The sequence below is a fragment of the Achromobacter sp. HNDS-1 genome (genome assembly GCF_040084795.1).
GTDB lineage: Bacteria > Pseudomonadota > Gammaproteobacteria > Burkholderiales > Burkholderiaceae_B > Achromobacter > Achromobacter ruhlandii.
In genome coordinates, this window is record NZ_CP157584.1 from 6,185,314 (window position 1) to 6,202,604 (window position 17,291).

Consider the following 17,291-nt stretch of genomic DNA (forward strand, 5'->3'; position numbering starts at 1 on the left):
CCCCGTGCGCGCCGCGCCAGGCTAGGGGGAAACCCAGCGTGAAATACATCCTGCGCCGCATCGCGGCCGTCATTCCCGTCATGGCCGTGGTCGCGGTCGTGGTGTTCATGTTGATCCACCTGTCGCCGGGCGACCCGGCGGCGGTGATCGCGGGCGACAACGCCACCACCGAGGACGTCGAGAAGATTCGCCAGAACCTGGGCCTGGACAAGCCGCTGCTGACGCAGTTCGGCATCTGGGTCGGGCATCTGGCCACCGGCGACCTGGGCACCTCGATCGCCACCCAGATGCCGGTGGCGCAACTGATCGGCCAGCGCATGGGGCCGACCCTGTCGATCGCCATCTTCACCATGCTGTTCGCGGTGCTGGTCGCCGTGCCGCTGGGCGTGCTGGCGGCCTGGAACGCCGGTCGCTTGCTGGACCGGCTGGTGATGATCGGCGCGGTCTGTGCCTTCTCGGTGCCGGTGTTCCTGATCGGCTACAGCCTGGTGTACGGCTTTTCCATCAAGCTGGGCTGGCTGCCGGTACAAGGCTACAAGCCGCTGGCCGACGGCCTGGCGCCCTACTTGCGGCACCTGGTGCTGCCCTGTCTGTCGTTGGGACTGGTGTACATGGCCCTGCTGACCCGCATGACCCGGGCCACCATGCTGGAGGCGCTGTCGGAAGACTACATCCGCACCGCGCGCGCCAAGGGCCTGGCGGCCGGCCCGATCGTCTGGCACGCGCTCAAGAACGCCGCCAACCCCATCGTCACCACCATCGGCGTCGGCGTGGCGCTGCTGATCGGCGGCGTGGTGGTCACCGAAACCGTGTTCGCCATTCCCGGCCTGGGCCGCTTGACCATCGACGCCGTGCTGCGCCACGACTACCCCGTGATCCAGGGCGTGCTGCTGGTCGCCTCGGGCATCTACGTGCTGATCAACCTGCTGGTCGACCTGAGCTACCGCCTGTTCGATCCGCGCATCCGCTATTGAAGAGGGGCGATCCATGACCACCACCACCCTGCCCCTGGCCGCGGCGCGTCCGCGCTGGCGCCGCGCCGCCCGCTCGCTGCGCCGCCACCCAATGCTGTACGTCGGCTGCGCCATCCTGCTGGCGCTCGCGCTGATCGCGCTGGCCGCGCCCTGGCTGACCGCGGTCGATCCACTGGACATCAACCCGATGGCGCGCATGAAGCCGCCGTCGGCCGAACACTTTTTCGGCACCGACGCGCTGGGCCGCGATGTCTATGCCCGCACCTTGTGGGGCGCGCGCGTCTCGCTGCTGGTCGGCGTAGTGGTCGCGCTGGTGTCGACCGCGGGCGGCGTCCTGCTGGGCATGCTGGCCGGCTACTTTCACCGCCTGGATGCCGTGATCATGCGCATCATGGACGGCCTGATGGCGATTCCGGGCGTGCTGCTGGCGATCGCGCTGATGGCCACGCTCAAGGGCGGCCTGGGCACCGTGATCGTGGCCATCGTGGTGCCGGAGGTGCCGCGCGTGGTGCGGCTCGTGCGCGCCCTGGTGCTGACCATCCGCGAGCAGCCCTATATCGAGGCGGCGGTGGCCGCCGGCACGCGCGTGCCCGCCATCCTGCTGCGCCACATCCTGCCCAATCTGTTCGCGCCGCTGATGGTGCAGGCCACCTTCATCGCGGCCTCGGCCATCCTGACCGAGGCGGTGCTGAGCTTCCTGGGCGTGGGCATCCCGCCGCAGATCCCGAGCTGGGGCAACATCATGGCCGAGGGCCGCAACTTCGTCGCGGTGGCGTTCCACATCATCCTGTATCCGGGCCTGTTCCTGGGCGTGGCCGTGCTGGCCGTTAATCTGGTAGGCGACGGGCTGCGCGACATGCTCGATCCGCGCCTGGCGAAAAAGCTGTAGGAGCGCGCATGCCATCCCAACCTGTCCTGCAAGTGAATGACCTGACCACCTGTTTCGACGGCGACGAGACCACGGTGCTGGCCGTGGACGGCCTGTCGTTCGACCTGATGCCGGGCGAGACCCTCGGCCTGGTGGGCGAATCCGGCTGCGGCAAGAGCGTCACGTCGCTGTCCATCATGCGGCTGCTGCGCACGCCCGGGCGCGTGGCGCGCGGCAGCGTCGAATTCGACGGCCGCGACCTGCTGGCCCTGCCCGAGAAAGCGATGCGGGCGGTGCGCGGCAACCAGCTGTCAATGATCTTCCAGGAGCCGATGACCTCGCTCAATCCGGTCTTCACGATCGGCCGCCAGATCAGCGAGCCGCTGATGCTGCACCAGGGCCTGTCGCGGCGCGAGGCGATGAAGCAGGCCGAGGCGCTGCTGGAGCTGGTGCAGATCTCCGATCCGGCGCGGCGCGTGCGCGAATACCCCTATCAACTGTCCGGCGGCATGCGCCAGCGCGCCATGATCGCCATGGCGCTGGCCTGCCAGCCCAAGGTGCTGATCGCCGACGAGCCGACCACCGCGCTGGACGTCACCATCCAGGCGCAGATCCTGCACCTGCTGCGCGACATCCAGGCGCGGCTGGGCACGGCCATCGTGCTGATCACCCACGATCTGGGCGTGGTGGCGCAGATGTGCCAGCGCGTCATCGTCATGTACGCCGGCCGCAAGGTCGAGGAAGGCAGCGTCGACGACGTGCTGGACCGCGCCGCCCATCCCTATACCCAGGCGCTGATCCGTTCGCTGCCCGACTTCGTCGACGGCCAGGACCACAGCGCCCGCCTGGCCGAGCTGCCCGGCATCGTGCCGGTGGTGACGCCCGAATCGCGCGGCTGCGCCTTTGCCGCGCGCTGTCCCCAGGCCCTGCCGCGCTGCGCCGACGAGACGCCGCCGGAGGTCGCCGCCGGCGACCGCCACCGCGTCTGGTGCTGGGCGCGCCAGGCCGCGCCGGCCGTCATGATGGAGCAAGACCCGCGATGAACCTGCACGACGCCCCCTTTCCCGCCGCCGTCGCCACGGCGCCCGCCACCCCCATGCTGCAAGTGACCGATCTGAAGAAGCACTTCCCGCTGGAGGGAGGCAAGGTGCTGCGCGCCGTGGACGGCGTGTCGCTGTCGGTGGCGCGCGGCCAGACCCTGAGCCTGGTGGGCGAGTCCGGCTGCGGCAAGTCGACCACCGGCAAGTGCCTGATCCGCCTGACCGATCCCACCGCGGGCCGCATCCTGCTCGAAGGCGCCGACCTGGCCGCGATGAACAGCGGCCAGCTGCGCGCCATGCGGCGGCGCATGCAGTTCATCTTCCAGGATCCGTTTTCGTCGATGAACCCGCGCATGCGGGTGCGCGACATCATCGGCGAGCCGCTGCGCAACTTCGGCTACGGCCGCGAGGCCATCCGCGAACGGGTGGCGCAGTTGCTGGCCCGCGTCAGCCTGCGTCCGGACGCCGCCGACCGCTACCCGCACGAGTTCTCCGGCGGCCAGCGCCAGCGCATCGTCATCGCCCGCGCCCTGGCGCCGGAACCGGGCCTGATCGTCTGCGACGAACCGGTCTCGGCGCTGGACGTGTCGGTGCAGGCGCAGGTCATCAACCTGCTGATGGACCTGCAGCGCGATCTCGGCCTGACCTATGTGTTCATCTCGCACGACCTGAGCGTGGTGCGGCACATCAGCCACCAGGTGGCGGTGATGTACCTGGGCCGGATCGTCGAAGCCGGCTCGCGCGATGCGGTGTTCAACCGGCCGGCCCACCCCTACACCCGCGCCCTGCTGGCCGCGGTGCCCTCGGCCCGGCGTGGCGAGCGCGCGCCCGTGGCGGTGCTCAAGGGCGAGATTCCCAGCCCGCTGGCGCCGCCGTCCGGTTGCGCCTTCCGCACCCGTTGTCCGCTGGCCCAGGCGCGCTGCGCCCAGGAAACCCCCAGTGCGCGTCCCATCGGCGACGGCCAGACGGTCGCCTGTCATTTCGCCTCGTAGCCGGAGCTTGCCATGTCTCAAACCGATTCCCAGCCTTTCGACCTGCTGCTCGCCGGCGGCCTCGTCATCGACGGCAGCAACGCCCCCGGCCGGCGCGCCGACGTCGGCGTGCGCGGCGATCGCATCGCCGCCATCGGCGACCTGTCCGGCGCCGCCGCCCGCGACCGTATCGATGTGTCCGGCCTGGTGGTGGCGCCCGGGTTCATCGACTCGCATACCCACGACGACAACTACCTGCTGCGGCGCCGCGACATGACGCCCAAGATCTCGCAGGGCGTGACTACCGTGGTCACGGGCAACTGCGGCATCAGCCTGGCGCCGCTGGCGCACGCCAACCCGCCGGCGCCGCTGGACCTGCTGGACGAAGGCGGGTCATACCATTTCAAGCGCTTCGCCGACTACCTGGACGCCCTGCGCGCCACGCCGGCGGCGGTCAACGCCGCCTGCATGGTGGGCCATTCGACGCTGCGCGCCGCGGTCATGCCCGACCTGCAGCGCGAAGCCACCGACGACGAAATCGCCGCCATGCGCGCGCTGGCCGAGGAAGCCATGGCCAGCGGCGCCATCGGCATTTCGACCGGCGCCTTCTACCCGCCCGCGGCGCGCGCCACCACCGAAGAGATCATCGAGGTCTGCCGCCCCCTGAGCACGCACGGCGGCATCTACGCCACCCACATGCGCGACGAAGGCGAACACATCGTGGCGGCGCTGGAGGAAACCTTCCGCATCGGCCGCGAGCTGGACGTGCCGGTGGTGATCTCGCACCACAAGGTCATGGGCCAGCCCAATTTCGGCCGCTCGCGCGAGACGCTGTCGCTGATCGAGGCGGCCATGGCGCGCCAGGACGTGTCGCTGGATGCCTATCCCTACGTGGCCGGCTCCACCATGCTCAAGCAGGACCGCGTGCTGCTGGCCGGGCGCACCATCATCACCTGGTGCAAGCCCTTCCCCGAACTGAGCGGGCGCGACCTGGACGAGGTCGCGGCCGAGCGCGGCAAGTCCAAGTACGACGTGGTGCCCGAACTGCAGCCGGCCGGCGCCATCTACTTCATGATGGACGAGCCCGACGTGCAGCGCATCCTGGCGTTCGGGCCCACCATGATCGGCTCGGACGGCCTGCCGCACGACGAGCGTCCGCACCCGCGGCTGTGGGGCACCTTCCCGCGGGTGCTGGGCCACTATGCGCGCGACCTGGGCCTGTTCCCGCTGGAGACGGCGGTGTGGAAGATGACGGGCCTGACCGCCGCGCGGTTCGGCCTGGCCGGACGCGGGCAGGTGCAGGCGGGCTACTTCGCCGACCTGGTGGTGTTCGACCCGGCCACGGTGGCCGATACCGCCACCTTCGAACGTCCCACCGAGCGCGCCGCCGGCATCCATTCCGTGTACGTCAACGGCGCGCCGGTCTGGCGCGAACAGGCCTTCACCGGCCGGCACGCCGGCCGGGTGCTGGCGCGCACGGCCGCCTGAGCCGCGCCAACCCTTACAATCCGGCGTGAACGGGCGGGTTCCGCCCTACTTCGCCAACCCTGGACGCAGACCGCTACATGGCCCCTCCACCCGCTCGCAGCACCGCCCCACCCGACATCGTGGGCAAGGAAGTCATGGGCGCCCGCCTGCGCGCCGAGCGCAAGGCGCGCAAGATGACGCTGCAGGCGCTATCGCAGGCCAGCGGCATCGCGGTATCGACGCTGTCCAAGGCCGAGCTGGGCCAGATCGCACTGAGCTACGAGAAATTCGCCGCGCTGGCGCGCGCGCTGGGCATCGACATGACGCGCATGTTCATGCTGGGCGACGCGGCCCAGGCCGAGGTGGCGCCCACCTACGTCAAGAACAAGCTCAGCGACGCGCGCGACTACGCCACCGACAACTACCACTACCGCCTGCTGATGGGCGAGTATCCGGGCAAGAAGATGATGCCCATGCTGGCGCTGATCGATTCGCGCAAGGTGGTCGAGTTCGAGGACTACATCCGCCATCCGGGCCAGGAATTCGCGCTGGTGCTGTCGGGCAAGGTGCGCATCCAGTTCGAGAACGGCGACAGCGTGGTGCTGAACCGCCTGGAATCGGCCTATTTCGACAGCGGCATCGGCCATGTCTACCTGTCGCTGAGCAAGAAGCCGGCCGAAGTGCTGGCGGTCTGCAGCGACCTGGACGAAGTGCCGTCGCGCCTCAAGCCGGCGCCGCGCAAGCCCTGAGGACGGCGCCCGCCGCCCCGCCTCGCGCACGTTGTACTGCCGCCGATCCGGCGCGGCCCGCCCCTGGCCGCGCGCCGCGATTCCCGGCTACGGGAAATCCCGTAGAAACTTTCCCTCCCCGCGCCGGGTCACTCATTATTCAGCTTATTGTCAGATATCGATGGCCGGCACCGGGCATCGCTATCCGCTGCGGATCCGGCGAGCCGCGGGCCTGGAAACAGGAAACAGGCCCCGCGGGTTGACGCGCCCCCGGCGCGCCGGGGCTTCTCGACAGCCCTCGCGCCGGGCGCCATCGCGGCTGAGCGCCGTACGTCCGTGCGGCGCCGACCTATCGGGAGAATTCCATGTCGTCTCTGCCCCGCCGTCCCCTGCGTGCCAGCCCCAGCAGCGCCGGCGCGCCGGGCGGCGTGGGCACCGGCGCCCTGGGCCCGCCGGGCCTGTCGGTGATGGATGCCACGGTGGTGCTGGTGGGAGTGGTGATCGGCATCGGTATCTTCGGCTTTCCGCCGCTGGTGGCGCAGCATGCCGCGTCGGAGGCCATGTATCTGGCGTACTGGTGCGCCGGCGGGCTGGTGATGCTGGTGGGCGCGCTGTGCTACGCCGAGCTGGGCGCGGCCTACCCTGGCGCCGGCGGGGAATATCTGTACCTGTCGCGCGCCTGGGGGCCACGCGTGGGGCTGCTGTTCGCCTGGGCCCGCTGCACTGTGATCCAGACCGGCGCGATCGCGGTGGTGGCCTTCATCTATGGCGATTATGCGCAGCAGTTGCTGCCGCTGGGCGAGTACGGCGCCACCGCGCACGCGGCGTTGTCGGTGGCCGGCCTGACCGCCCTGAACGTGGCCGGCACCCGCCACTCCAAGCGCCTGCAATGGCTGTTCACGATCCTGACCCTGGCGGCGCTGGCGGCGGTGCTGACCGCCGCCCTGTTCACCTCGACCCCGCTGGCGCCGGCGCCCGCGCCGCTGGATGGCAACGCCGCCGGCCTGATGGGCATGGGCATGGTGTTCGTGCTGCTGACCTACGGCGGCTGGAACGAAGCCGCCTACCTGAGCGGCGAACTGCGCCATCCCGGCCGCAACATGGCGCGGGTGCTGCTGATCGGCACGGCGGTGGTCACCGGCGCCTACCTGCTGACCAACCTGGCGCTGCTGGAACTGTTCGGCCTGCAGGGCCTGCGCGACACGCCGGCCCTGGGCGCGGCGGTGATGCAACTGGCCGCCGGTCCCTATGCCGCCGCGCTGCTCAGCCTGGTGATCTGCGCCACGGCGCTGAGCACCATCAACGGCACCATCATCACCGGCGCGCGCGTCTACTACGCGCTGGGTCGCGACCTGCCGCGGCTGCGGGCGCTGGCTGGCTGGAGCGCGCGCAACGAGACCCCGGTCAGCGCCCTGCTGGCGCAAGGCGCGATCACGCTGGCGCTGCTGGCGGTGGGCGCCTTCAGCCATAACAGCGTGCAGGCCATGGTGGCCTACACCGCGCCGGTGTTCTGGCTGTTCATGCTGCTGGTGGCGGCCTCGGTATGGCGCCTGCGCCGCCTCGATCCGGCGCGGCCGCGGCCGTTCCGGGTGCCGCTGTATCCCCTGACCCCGGCGCTGTTGGCGCTGGCCTGCGCCGGCCTGGTGTTTTCGAGCGCGGTGTATGCCGGGGCCGGCGCCCTGATCGGCCTGGCGGTGCTGGCGGTCGGCGTGCCGATGCTGCGCCTGCTCAAGCCGGCCGGTGCGTCGCCGGCCACGCCGCCGGGCTGAACGCCGCGCCCTCTTTTTCGTCCGCCCCAAGGAGTCTTCCTCATGCAACGTGTCCTACCGTCCGTTTCGTTCGCCCGCCGCCGGGCCGCCCTGGGATCGGCGCTGGCGCTGGCCCTGTCCCTGTCGCTGCTGGCCGAGGCGCGCGCCGCCGGCGCCACTCCCGAGGCCGCCGCCAAGACCGGCGCCAAGACCGACGCATACGTGCCCGATGTCGGCCAGGATGGCAAGGACGTCATCTGGGTGCCGACCCCACAGGCCCTGGTCGACAAGATGCTCGACATGGCCAAGGTCACGCCGCGTGACCGGCTGATGGACCTGGGTTCGGGCGACGGCCGCACCGTCATCACCGCCGCCCAGCGCGGCCTGCAAGCCAAGGGCATCGAATACAACCCCGACCTGGTGGCCCTGTCGCGCGGCAACGCGGCCAAGGCGGGCGTGGCCAGCCGCGCCACGTTCGAGGTGGCGGACCTGTTCGAGACCGACCTGTCGCAGGCGGACGTGATCACCATGTTCCTGCTGTCGACCATCAACGAAAAACTGCGGCCCCGGCTCCTGGAGCTGGAGCCTGGCACCCGCATTGTCTCCAACACTTTCCGCATGGGCGACTGGGAGCCGGACGCCTCCGAGACCGTGACCGAGGCCTGCCAGACCTATTGCAACGCCCTGTTGTGGATCGTGCCGGCCAAGGTCGGCGGGCGGTGGGACCTGGACGGCCGCACCCTGCGGCTGGAGCAGCACTACCAGATGCTGACCGGCAAGCTGGGCGGCAGCGAGATCTCGCAGGCGCGCATGGACGGCCGCACCATTTCGTTCATGGTCGACGGCGTGCGCTACACCGGCGAAGTCAATGGCGCCACCATCCGCGGCAGCGCCGCCGGCAAGGGGGAATGGTCGGCGCGGCGACTCTAGCGCGCCGCGTCCCGGATGACCCGGTGCACGAATTGCAGCTTGCCGACCACCGCGCCTGGCAACACGAATGGGTAGAAATCCTGCTGGCCCATGCTGCGCGACAGCTCGTTGAGCACGCCCGTCAGCGCCACCCAGGCGTTGATCAGGTCGAGAAAGCCCTGCCCTTCGGGATCGTCCGGGTCGTACAGCGATGCGCGGGTGAAGGGCTCATAGGCCTGTTCCACGGCCACGCGGCTGACGCCGAAGCTGATGGCGGTGTCGAGCGTGTCCATCATGTGCAGGTAGTGGGCCCAGGTCTCGGCCCAGTCCTCCCAGGGATGGCAGGAGGCATAGGTGCTGATGAAGCGCTGCGCCCAGTCGGCCGGCGGCCCCGCTTCATAGTTGCGCCGCAGCGCCTGCGCGTAGTCGGCGCGCTCATCGCCGAACACGGCGCGGAACGGGGCCAGCCAGGGGCCGCCCGCCACCAGCTGGTCCCAGTAGAAATGGCCGATCTCGTGGCGGAAATGCCCCAGCAGCGTGCGGTAGGGTTCATGCATCGCTTCGCGCACCTGCACCCGATAGGCATCGTCGGCCTCGCGGATGTTCAGGGTGATCAGGCCGTGGTTGTGCCCGGTCAGCGGCGGCGTGCCGTCGGCAGCCGGCGCCAGCAGGTCGAACGCCAGGCCGCCGTCGCCGGGCGCCTGCGAACGCCGGATCGGCAGGCCCAGGGTCAGCAACTGGGCGATCATCTGGCGCTTGGCGGCTTCGACCTTGAACCACAGCCTGCCGTTCTCGGCCACCGACAGGTCCGGAATGGTGCGGTTCAGGCCGCAGGCCAGGCACAGCGAGTTGGCGGCCGCGGCCGGCAGCAGCCAGTTGCAGGCCGCCGGGCTGGCGAAGTTGGCGCAGCGCTTGAACGTCCGGCCGCGCGTGCGGCCGGCTTCGAGCCAGCTGTCCGCGGCCTTGCCCGGATCCAGCGCCAGGACGTGGCCACGCCTGGGATCGAAGCCCAGTTGGCGGCGGCAGTTCAGGCATTCGGTGTTGTTGAAGAAGATGCGCTGGCCGCAGACGCACTGGAACGCCTTGGCGCGCGCATGGCGTTGGGCGGCGCGCGCGCGCTGCGGGGATTTGAGCTGGCGGCCCAGGGCCTGGAAGAAATCGTTCATGGGTCGGTTCCCGGATGGCGGCGGCGCGCGGGGCCTAGACCGCCACCGCCTGCTCCAGCCGCAGGCCGCGCCGCTGCGTGTCCAGCGTCACCGTCGCGCCCAGCGGCAGCGTCAGGTTGGGATCGCCGTGGCCGCTGGGCCAGGCCGCCAGCACGGGGATGCCGCGTCCGCCGAACTGCTCCTGCAGCAGCGCAAACAGCTGGCTCTGTCCCAGCGCATCGCCCATCGGCAGGCCCAGCCGGGTGAAATTTCCCGCCAGCACGCCCCTGATGCGGTCGAATTTGCCCGCCGCGCGCAGTTGCCACAGCAGGCGGTCGATGCGCGGCAGCGCCTCGTTGACGTCCTCGATGAACAGGATCGCGTCGCGCGTGGCGATTTCGTGGCGCGAACCGATCATGGCGGCGATCAGCGCCAGGTTGCCGCCCACCAGCCGGCCGCTGGCGCTGCCCGGGGCCAACACCACCGGGTTGGAGTCGGGCGGCGCGTCGATCCACGCGCCCTGCCCGATCTGGCCGCCCACCATGGCCAGCACATGGCTGGCGGTGGGCTCCTGTTTGCCGGCCAGCAGGTCCTGCGCCAGCATCGGTCCGTGGAACGTGACGAAGCCCGCGTGGCGCTGGATCGCCAGGTGCAGCGCGGTGATGTCGCTGTAGCCGATGAACGGCTTGGGATGCTGGCGCAGCAGGTTGAAATCGAGCCGGTCGGCCAGCCGCCAGGAGCCGAAGCCACCCTGCAGGCACCAGACCGCGTCGATCGCGGGATCGTTGAAGGCTGCGTGCAGATCGTTCAGGCGCGCGCTGTCGTCGCCAGCCAGGTAGTCGAATGGCGCATCGGCGCGCGTCAATGCGGCGGGCATGATGCGTGGGTCGTAGCCGCGCGCCTGCAGCCATTCGGCCGCGTCGAAGGCGGCGCCATCGGCGGCCGAGGCCGGCGCGACGATGGCGACGCGGCCGCCCGGGCGCAAGGCAGGAACGGCCATGTCGCGGCGCGGCGCCACGGCGGCATTGCCGCCAGGGGCCTCCTGGCTATCGCGAGGCGCGGCCACCCGGCCCGCGCAGCCCGCCAGCGCCAGGCTGGACAGCCCCAATGCGCCCGCCGCTCGCAGCAGGCCGCGCCGCGTGGGATCGATCGGTGCAACAGACTCGCGAGGCGGCATTGCCATTCCCTATTCCTGGTTATTGCTATTTATCAAATACTTATGGCTAATTAATGAGAATTCACCTTAGAAAGGATTCCGGGGTTTGGAGCGGTCAGCGTTCCCTTATTCTTTCCTAGAATTCACTTTAAGTGTGCCCTGCCATCCCCGAATTCACTTTAAGTTATTCCAGAATTCACTTTAAGTCTTCAGAAGCGCTCGTAGTCGAGCCGGTAGCGCCACTGCCCCGCCGCCAGGCCGGCCATGGGGAGCCGGCCGATGCGGATGCGGCGCAACGCCAGCAATTGCAGGCCAGCCGCATCGCAGGCGTATTCGATGAAACCCAGCGCGGGCGTCTTGAGCGCAAAGCGCAGGTGGGTTTCGTTCTGCCAGCTGACCTTCATGGGCGTGGCCGGCCGGCCTTCGTAGGCCAGGCCGCGTTGCAGCCGCGCCAGGCCGGCAGCATCCAGCGTGCCGCGCACCTGCGCGATGTATTCCTGTTCGACGTGCGGGCCCTCTTGCACCAGCTTGCGCGTGACCGCGTATTCCTGGGTGTAGACCACCAGTCCGCTGGCCGCGCGCTCCAGCGGCGTGGCCAGCTTCAGACCGTTGAACATGCGCTGGAGGTAGCGCTGGCCGGAACGGTCGCCCGGCATCAGGTTCTCGGGCACCACCAGCGCCAGGGCCGAGTGCGCCGGATCCGAGGCCGACAGGCCCGCCGGCTTGTGCACCAGCACGGTCACGGGCCGCATTTCCTCCAGGCGCGCGCCTGGCAGCAGGGTCACGGCCTGGTCGGGCCCGACGCGAAAGCCCGGTTCTTCGACGACCTTGCCATCCACGGCGACCCAGCCCCCCTCGATGTAGCGTTCGGCGTCGCCGCGGGAGCAGGATTGTTCGGCGGCCAACCGCTTGGCCAGGCGCACGCTATCGCTCATGGCCGCACCGCCGGCGCGTGCAGGACGGGAAAATGGCGGGGCTGGGCAATCGGCGGGAACATCGTCATCTCGGATACGGCGTGAAAGGCGAAAAAAGACCGGCCCCGCGCGGCGCCCGGGGCGCAGGCATGGGGCCTGGAGCGAGATGTTACGCCGTTTCCGACGGCCTTGCGGCGGCCCGCGACCGATCGCGTGGGCGGTTCACGGATCGGTGGATTGCGTGGCGGCGGCCGGCGCGTCGATTGCGGGCGGCGGGACTTCGTCGACCCAGGCCTTGAGCAGCGTGGACGTCACCGCCAGGATCACCGGGCCGATGAACAGGCCGACGATGCCGAAGGCGAGCATGCCCCCCAGCACTCCGGCCAGGATCAGCAGCATGGACAGGTTCACGCCGCGCTTGATCAGCATCGGCCGCAGCAGGTTATCCAGCATGGTGACCAGCACCGCCCACACCAGCAGCAGGATCGCCGTCACCTTCATGTCGTTCTGGAACAGCCAGATCACCCCGCCGAGCAGCGGCAGGAACGGCCCCAGCTGCGCCAGGCACAGCATCAGCATCAGGGCGGTGATGACCCCGGCCGCCGGCACGCCGGCGATCCACAGGCCCAGGCCGCCCAGCGCCGACTGCACCACCGCCGTGACCACGATGCCCAGCGCCACCGCGCGGATCGACAGGCCCGCCAGGCGGATCGCCGCCACGCCGCGGTGCCCGGCCAGCCGATTGGCAAAGCGCTGCACGAAATCGGCGGCCACGTCGCCCTGACTGTAGAGGATGCCGGCGATCACGATCGTGATCAGCATGTGCATCACGAACACCCCGACAATGGCGGCATTGCTCAGCAGCCATTTGGCGGCCATGGTGACGTACGGCTCGAGCCGCGCCAAGAGGCCGCCGGCCCCGGCATCGGCCAGCGCCTGCCATTCCCGCGCGATGCGCTCGCCGCCCAGCGGAATGCCGCGCACCCAGCCCGGCGGCGCCATCAGGGCATAGTCCGGCAGGCCCTTGATGGCGGCCATGATGGCGCCGCCATGCAGCGCCAGCGTCGAGATCGCCTGATACAGCGGCAGCACGATCACCACCAGCAGCACGATCAGCATGGCCCCCGTGGCCAGCCAGCGGCGGCCGCCGCAGCGACGCTGCACCGCCCGCATCACGGGCCAGGTCGCCACCACGATGGTGGTGGCCCAGATCAGGCCGAACAGGAATGGTTTGAGGACGTACAGGCTGCCGATCATCAGCGCCGACAGGATGACGATGACGAGCAGATTGCGGGCGAGGTCCGCGGGCGGGCGTGGGATCGGATTCAAGCGAGGCTCCAGGCGGCGGATTGGCCGTGTACGAATTTATCCGAACTTCGCCGGCCGTGGCGCGCCGCCGCGCCTCAGGCGCCGTTGCCGGGCGTGTCCTCGCCCGCGGCGGCGCGCGGGTCGACGCGCGCCGCGATCAGGTGGCGGGTCAGTTCCAGTAACTGTGCATCGCGGGCTTGCTGCTGCGCCAGCAATTCGGCCTGCCGCGTTTCGGCGGCCGCCAGGCGCTGGGCCAGATCCTGCTCGCGGCGGCGTGAAGCCTGCAGCGCTTCCTGCGCCGTGGCCAGTTCGGCCTGGCGCCGCCCCTGCTCCGCCTGGGCCTCGGCCTGCATCGCGCGCGCCTGCGCGGCGGCCTCGGTTTCGGCGGCGCGCAGGCGCTCGGCGGCCTGCGCCAGGGCCTGGCGCGACTGTTCGGCCTGCTGTTGCTGGGCAGCCTGCAATTCGTCCAGGCGCGCCTGCAGGCGCTTGGCGCTGCCGCGTTCGGCGTCCAGCTCGTTGAGCCAGCGGCGTTCGTGGGCGGCATGGCGCGCGTGCGCCGCGGCCAGGGCCTCGGCCTGTTCCTGGCGGCCGCGTTCGGCATCGGCCACCTGGGCCAGCAAGGCGGCGCGGGCATCGGCCAGTTGCTGCTGGCCCAAGGCCACGGCGTCGTCGCGCTGGCGCAACTGGCCTTCGGCCGCCCGCAGCCGGGACTCGGTGGCGGCCAATTGCCCGGTCACGACCTTAAGGCCTTCTTCCAGGTCGCGTTCGCGGCTGGCAAGCACGGCCTCGCGCTGCCGCAGCTGCTCGGCCTGCGCGGCCAGGCGATCGCCCTCCTGGCGCAGTTCGTCCCAGCGTTCGCGGAGGGCGTCGGCCTGGTCGGCCCGGGCGGCGGCCAGGGCGGTTTCCCAGAAATGGGCGGCGGCCTGGGCGATGGGCTCGGGCACCGCCGCGGGCGCGGCGAACGCGCCGGGATCCTGGATGCGGGCGCCAAGGGCGCGGAACCAGGTTTCCAGGTGCGGGCTGACGGTATTGGGCGAGCCGCGTCCGATCTTCTGGCGCACCCGCTCGATGGTGGGCCGGGCGCCCTCCAGCAGCAAGGCGTCGGCGGCGCGCCATACATCCTGTTCGTTGATTCCTGCGGCCATGGCTGGATTTCCCGGTTCGATAGTGTTGAATTACTCACGATAATGGAATCTTATCGTGATTAAATTGCAGTAAACGTTTTATATCATACATCATATGTAGGATTTCATATCTTTCAAGACGAAGCTCGTCTTTCCTGGCTCGAAACAGGCAGGTGCTAACATCGACGGCAGTCATGGGCCACCACGCCCGACCACGGTCACCGGTTCGTATGAAGGGGGAAAACCGCCAATGAAGCGCCTCATGTTGGTCATCATGCTGTTAGCGTCCGCCATCGCACAGGCCCAGGAACCCAGGACGTGGCACTTCACTGGCGCCGAACTGGCCACGGCGCTTGCCGGGCGGATGCCTTCTGAAGTGCGCGATGCCTCGCTCGGCCGACAGTTCTCGGCCTCGTATGCGCAGGCCTACATACTGGGGGTCGCCGACCAGACCCAGGGCACGCTCTGGTGTACCCGCAGCGGCGTCCTGCCCCATGAACTGAAGGACCGCGTCTACACCTACCTGTCCGAGTTGCCCGCCAGCCGCCTCGACGGGAATGCCGCGCCGCTGGTGAGCGAGGCGCTGCGCCGGTCGTTTGCCTGCCGCTAGCGGCTCCCCTCACCGCCCGCCGTTGAATCGATCCGGGGCGCGCATTCCGCACACCACGGTGCCTGAATCCATGCCGGTCGCCCTGGCGGCCAAAGGAGTGTTGCGATGAATACCGAGCAGCTTCCCGCGGACTATGCGCCGCATGCCGTAGCCGGGCTGCCGTTGCTGTACGGGCCGCGCCAGGGCTGGTGCGTGTGGATGACGGCATTGCCCTTGCCGGAAACAGCGCGTTTTCGCGACGCCAGCGCTCTCCCCCCGTCGAAAGGCTATGCGCGCGACGACCGGTTGGCGGCGCCGGGCGAGGTGCTGGCGTGCTTCGAGAACGACGATGGTTCCTGCGACGCGCCGGCAACGCCGATGATCGAGGCGGCCCTTTGGCTGCTGGCTCACGACGCGGCGTTCTATCGCACCGTGCGGGACACCCTGCTGGCCGACTTGCCGCGCCTGCGGGCCGAACAGGAAGGCATCGCACTGCCCGATGACGCCTTCCTGCTGCCGCGGCAATGGGACGAAGGAAGCATGCACAAGTTGCTGCGGCTCAATACCGTCACGTTCCACCCCGTCGCTGGCGCGGCCTACATCGGACTGGATTTCGGCTGTGCCTGGGACGCCGAACATGGTTATGGAATGATGATGGCCGGCACCGAAGTCGTCGAAACGGGCGGCGCCGATGTGGGCGGGTTGTCGTGGATCGCCGCGCGCCATGCCGCCGCCCGTCAGACAGGGCAATGAGGTCCCGGCCAGGCGCTTCTCTCTCTTGGGCTCCCGGCGCCCGTCCCGCACACGGCGCCACCATCACGGATTGCCAATGCGAATTCACGTTGCACTGATAGTACTGGCGCTGACCCTTCCGCCTGCCCTGGCCGGCGCGCAGGACCCGCGCGACGACCCGTTCGCGCAGGGATACGCGCAATACCAGGCCGGCAATTACGCCGGCGCGCTCGAACATTGGCGCGCGCTGGCCGAAGCCGGCCACGCCAAGGCCCAGTATGGGCTGGGGCTGATGTATGCGCACGGGCAAGGCGTCAAGCAGGACGATGCGCTCGCGGTGAAGTGGCTGCGACGAGCCGCCGAGCAGGCGGTGGCCGGGGCCCAGTTCAATCTGGCGGTGATGTATGCCAATGGTCGCGGCGTGCCGCAGGATTACGCGCTGGCCGCGCAATGGTGCGGCCAGGCCGCCGCGCAGGGCGACGCCCAGGCGCAGGCCATGCTTGGCCAGCTGTACCATCGCGGCCAGGGTGTGGTCCGCAACGACGCGCAGGCGCTGCAATGGTGGCGCAAGGCGGCCGACCAGGGCCTGGCCGAAGCCCGGTTCCTGCTGGGCGACTACTATTTCGATGACCGCGCCGGCGCGCGCGACGACGCCCAGGCCGAGCACTGGTTCGCCCTGGCCGCCGCGCAGGGCCATGCCGAGGCGCAGAACAATCTGGGCACGTTGTATGCGGACGGGCGCGCAGCCAAGGGACGGGATGTCGGCGAGGCGGTCCAGTGGTTTCGCCGGGCCGCCGACCAAGGATTGGCGAAGGCGCAGAACAATCTCGGGGCGATGTACGCCACCGCCAGCGGCGTGCCCCGCGACGATGCGCTTGCCGCGCAGTGGTGGCGCAAGGCCGCCGACCAGGGCAATGCCTCGGCGCAGGATCGGCTGGGCGGGGCCTATCTCGCCGGACGAGGCGTGCCGGAAGACGCGGCCGAGGCCGCGCGATGGCTGCGCAAGGCCGCCGATCAGGGGTACCCGCCGGCGCAGGACTCATTGGGCCTGCTCTATTTCCAGGGGCGCGGCGTGGCGCGCGATCAGGCGCAGGCCCTGCATTGGTTCCGCCAGGCCGCCGAGCAAGGCCTGGCCTCCGCGCAGCTGCATCTCGGACAGCAATACGACGCCGGGCGCGGCGTGCCGCAGGATCTCGCGCTGGCCCGGCAGTGGTACGCCAAGGCGGCCGACCAGGGCCACGCATCGGCGCAGTTCAACCTGGCGGTGATGTATGCCAACGGCGACGGCACGGCCCGGGACGAAGCGCAGGCGATGCGCCTGATGCGCCAGGCCGCCGCGCAGGGGCATCGCGAGGCGCTGTTCAGCCTGGGGGTGATGTACGCCGAAGGACGTGGCACCGCCCGCAAACTGCCGGTCGCTTTCGCATTGGTCGACGCCGTTCCTTCGCCGGACGCGTCAACCGCTGAATACCGCGACACGCTCCTGGCGCACATGACGCCGGTCCAGCGCGACCAGGCGCGCCGGCTCGCGGGTGAGCTGCGCGCCAGCGGCGTCAATGAAGAGACGATCCTGCGCATCGCGGAACGTTGAGCGCGGGGGCGGAAAAATCGAAGGAAC

At 69.9% G+C, this 17,291-nt stretch carries 16 protein-coding genes; 11 read left to right on the plus strand and 5 right to left on the minus strand.

The window, feature by feature from the left end; genetic code table 11:
• Window positions 1-38: 38 nt before the first annotated feature.
• From ABFG95_RS28510 to ABFG95_RS28545, 8 genes are all read left to right on the plus strand, one after another.
• Window positions 39-974 carry an ABC transporter permease gene (locus ABFG95_RS28510; protein WP_049073665.1) on the plus strand — a complete coding sequence of 312 codons (936 nt, stop codon included), beginning with the start codon at window positions 39-41 and terminating at the stop codon, window positions 972-974.
• A gap of 13 nt (window positions 975-987) precedes the next feature.
• Window positions 988-1,863, plus strand: a complete 876-nt coding sequence (locus ABFG95_RS28515) for an ABC transporter permease (RefSeq protein WP_348995226.1) — start codon at window positions 988-990, stop codon at window positions 1,861-1,863.
• Window positions 1,864-1,871: 8 nt separating this feature from the next.
• A complete protein-coding gene (locus ABFG95_RS28520) occupies window positions 1,872-2,885 on the plus strand; it encodes an ABC transporter ATP-binding protein (RefSeq protein WP_059270553.1) in 1,014 nt (337 codons plus the stop codon).
• Window positions 2,882-3,874: a dipeptide ABC transporter ATP-binding protein gene (locus tag ABFG95_RS28525; protein WP_348995227.1), complete on the plus strand. Its 993-nt coding sequence runs from the start codon at window positions 2,882-2,884 to the stop codon at window positions 3,872-3,874. Before ABFG95_RS28520 ends, ABFG95_RS28525 begins: the two co-directional genes overlap by 4 nt.
• Before the next feature lie 12 nt (window positions 3,875-3,886).
• Window positions 3,887-5,341 carry a D-aminoacylase gene (locus ABFG95_RS28530; protein ID WP_348995228.1) on the plus strand — a complete coding sequence of 485 codons (1,455 nt, stop codon included), beginning with the start codon at window positions 3,887-3,889 and terminating at the stop codon, window positions 5,339-5,341.
• Between the two features lie 77 nt (window positions 5,342-5,418).
• Window positions 5,419-6,069, plus strand: coding sequence for an XRE family transcriptional regulator (locus tag ABFG95_RS28535; RefSeq protein ID WP_059270556.1), 651 nt, complete (start codon window positions 5,419-5,421; stop codon window positions 6,067-6,069).
• Window positions 6,070-6,515: 446 nt separating this feature from the next.
• Window positions 6,516-7,817, plus strand: coding sequence for an APC family permease (locus ABFG95_RS28540; RefSeq protein ID WP_175204295.1), 1,302 nt, complete (start codon window positions 6,516-6,518; stop codon window positions 7,815-7,817).
• A 42-nt stretch (window positions 7,818-7,859) separates the two neighbouring features.
• Window positions 7,860-8,726, plus strand: a complete 867-nt coding sequence (locus tag ABFG95_RS28545; RefSeq protein WP_049073652.1) for a class I SAM-dependent methyltransferase — start codon at window positions 7,860-7,862, stop codon at window positions 8,724-8,726.
• On the opposite strand, the gene ABFG95_RS28550 is transcribed toward ABFG95_RS28545, so the two are convergent.
• From ABFG95_RS28550 to ABFG95_RS28570, 5 genes are all read right to left on the minus strand, one after another.
• A complete protein-coding gene (locus ABFG95_RS28550) occupies window positions 8,723-9,871 on the minus strand; it encodes a putative zinc-binding metallopeptidase (protein WP_348995229.1) in 1,149 nt (382 codons plus the stop codon). The genes ABFG95_RS28545 and ABFG95_RS28550 overlap by 4 nt on opposite strands.
• A gap of 34 nt (window positions 9,872-9,905) precedes the next feature.
• Window positions 9,906-10,850 (minus strand): LD-carboxypeptidase, encoded by a 945-nt coding sequence (locus tag ABFG95_RS28555; RefSeq protein ID WP_068950899.1) that lies wholly within the window; start codon window positions 10,848-10,850, stop codon window positions 9,906-9,908.
• Between the two features lie 365 nt (window positions 10,851-11,215).
• Window positions 11,216-11,941, minus strand: coding sequence for an RNA pseudouridine synthase (locus ABFG95_RS28560; protein ID WP_348995230.1), 726 nt, complete (start codon window positions 11,939-11,941; stop codon window positions 11,216-11,218).
• A gap of 201 nt (window positions 11,942-12,142) precedes the next feature.
• Window positions 12,143-13,249, minus strand: a complete 1,107-nt coding sequence (gene ydiK, locus ABFG95_RS28565) for an AI-2E family transporter YdiK (protein WP_049073647.1) — start codon at window positions 13,247-13,249, stop codon at window positions 12,143-12,145.
• 74 nt (window positions 13,250-13,323) lie between these two features.
• Window positions 13,324-14,373, minus strand: coding sequence for a DNA-binding protein (locus ABFG95_RS28570; RefSeq protein ID WP_336729565.1), 1,050 nt, complete (start codon window positions 14,371-14,373; stop codon window positions 13,324-13,326).
• Between the two features lie 253 nt (window positions 14,374-14,626).
• On the opposite strand from ABFG95_RS28570, the gene ABFG95_RS28575 reads away from it, so the two are divergent.
• The 3 genes from ABFG95_RS28575 to ABFG95_RS28585 all read left to right on the plus strand — a co-directional run bounded on the left by ABFG95_RS28575 (window position 14,627) and on the right by ABFG95_RS28585 (window position 17,264).
• Complete coding sequence (locus tag ABFG95_RS28575) at window positions 14,627-14,962, plus strand: Rap1a/Tai family immunity protein (protein ID WP_263900915.1); 336 nt, start codon at window positions 14,627-14,629, stop codon at window positions 14,960-14,962.
• Window positions 14,963-15,067: 105 nt separating this feature from the next.
• On the plus strand, window positions 15,068-15,694 hold the full coding sequence (locus tag ABFG95_RS28580; protein ID WP_049073641.1) for a hypothetical protein: 627 nt from the start codon (window positions 15,068-15,070) through the stop codon (window positions 15,692-15,694).
• Window positions 15,666-17,264 (plus strand): tetratricopeptide repeat protein, encoded by a 1,599-nt coding sequence (locus tag ABFG95_RS28585; protein ID WP_348995231.1) that lies wholly within the window; start codon window positions 15,666-15,668, stop codon window positions 17,262-17,264. The genes ABFG95_RS28580 and ABFG95_RS28585 overlap by 29 nt, the downstream gene beginning before the upstream one ends.
• Window positions 17,265-17,291: the final 27 nt, after the last annotated feature.

Coding starts and splice junctions, on each gene's coding strand:
- ABFG95_RS28560 (WP_348995230.1), bottom strand. CDS start 11,941: ATGAGCGATAGCGTGCGCCTGGCCAAGCGGTTGGCCGCCGAACAATCC.
- ABFG95_RS28550 (WP_348995229.1), bottom strand. CDS start 9,871: ATGAACGATTTCTTCCAGGCCCTGGGCCGCCAGCTCAAATCCCCGCAG.
- ABFG95_RS28540 (WP_175204295.1), top strand. CDS start 6,516: ATGGATGCCACGGTGGTGCTGGTGGGAGTGGTGATCGGCATCGGTATC.
- ABFG95_RS28570 (WP_336729565.1), bottom strand. CDS start 14,373: ATGGCCGCAGGAATCAACGAACAGGATGTATGGCGCGCCGCCGACGCC.
- ABFG95_RS28580 (WP_049073641.1), top strand. CDS start 15,068: ATGAATACCGAGCAGCTTCCCGCGGACTATGCGCCGCATGCCGTAGCC.
- ABFG95_RS28575 (WP_263900915.1), top strand. CDS start 14,627: ATGCTGTTAGCGTCCGCCATCGCACAGGCCCAGGAACCCAGGACGTGG.
- ABFG95_RS28535 (WP_059270556.1), top strand. CDS start 5,419: ATGGCCCCTCCACCCGCTCGCAGCACCGCCCCACCCGACATCGTGGGC.
- ABFG95_RS28585 (WP_348995231.1), top strand. CDS start 15,666: ATGCCGCCGCCCGTCAGACAGGGCAATGAGGTCCCGGCCAGGCGCTTC.
- ABFG95_RS28515 (WP_348995226.1), top strand. CDS start 988: ATGACCACCACCACCCTGCCCCTGGCCGCGGCGCGTCCGCGCTGGCGC.
- ABFG95_RS28520 (WP_059270553.1), top strand. CDS start 1,872: ATGCCATCCCAACCTGTCCTGCAAGTGAATGACCTGACCACCTGTTTC.
- ABFG95_RS28530 (WP_348995228.1), top strand. CDS start 3,887: ATGTCTCAAACCGATTCCCAGCCTTTCGACCTGCTGCTCGCCGGCGGC.
- ABFG95_RS28525 (WP_348995227.1), top strand. CDS start 2,882: ATGAACCTGCACGACGCCCCCTTTCCCGCCGCCGTCGCCACGGCGCCC.
- ABFG95_RS28555 (WP_068950899.1), bottom strand. CDS start 10,850: ATGGCCGTTCCTGCCTTGCGCCCGGGCGGCCGCGTCGCCATCGTCGCG.
- ABFG95_RS28545 (WP_049073652.1), top strand. CDS start 7,860: ATGCAACGTGTCCTACCGTCCGTTTCGTTCGCCCGCCGCCGGGCCGCC.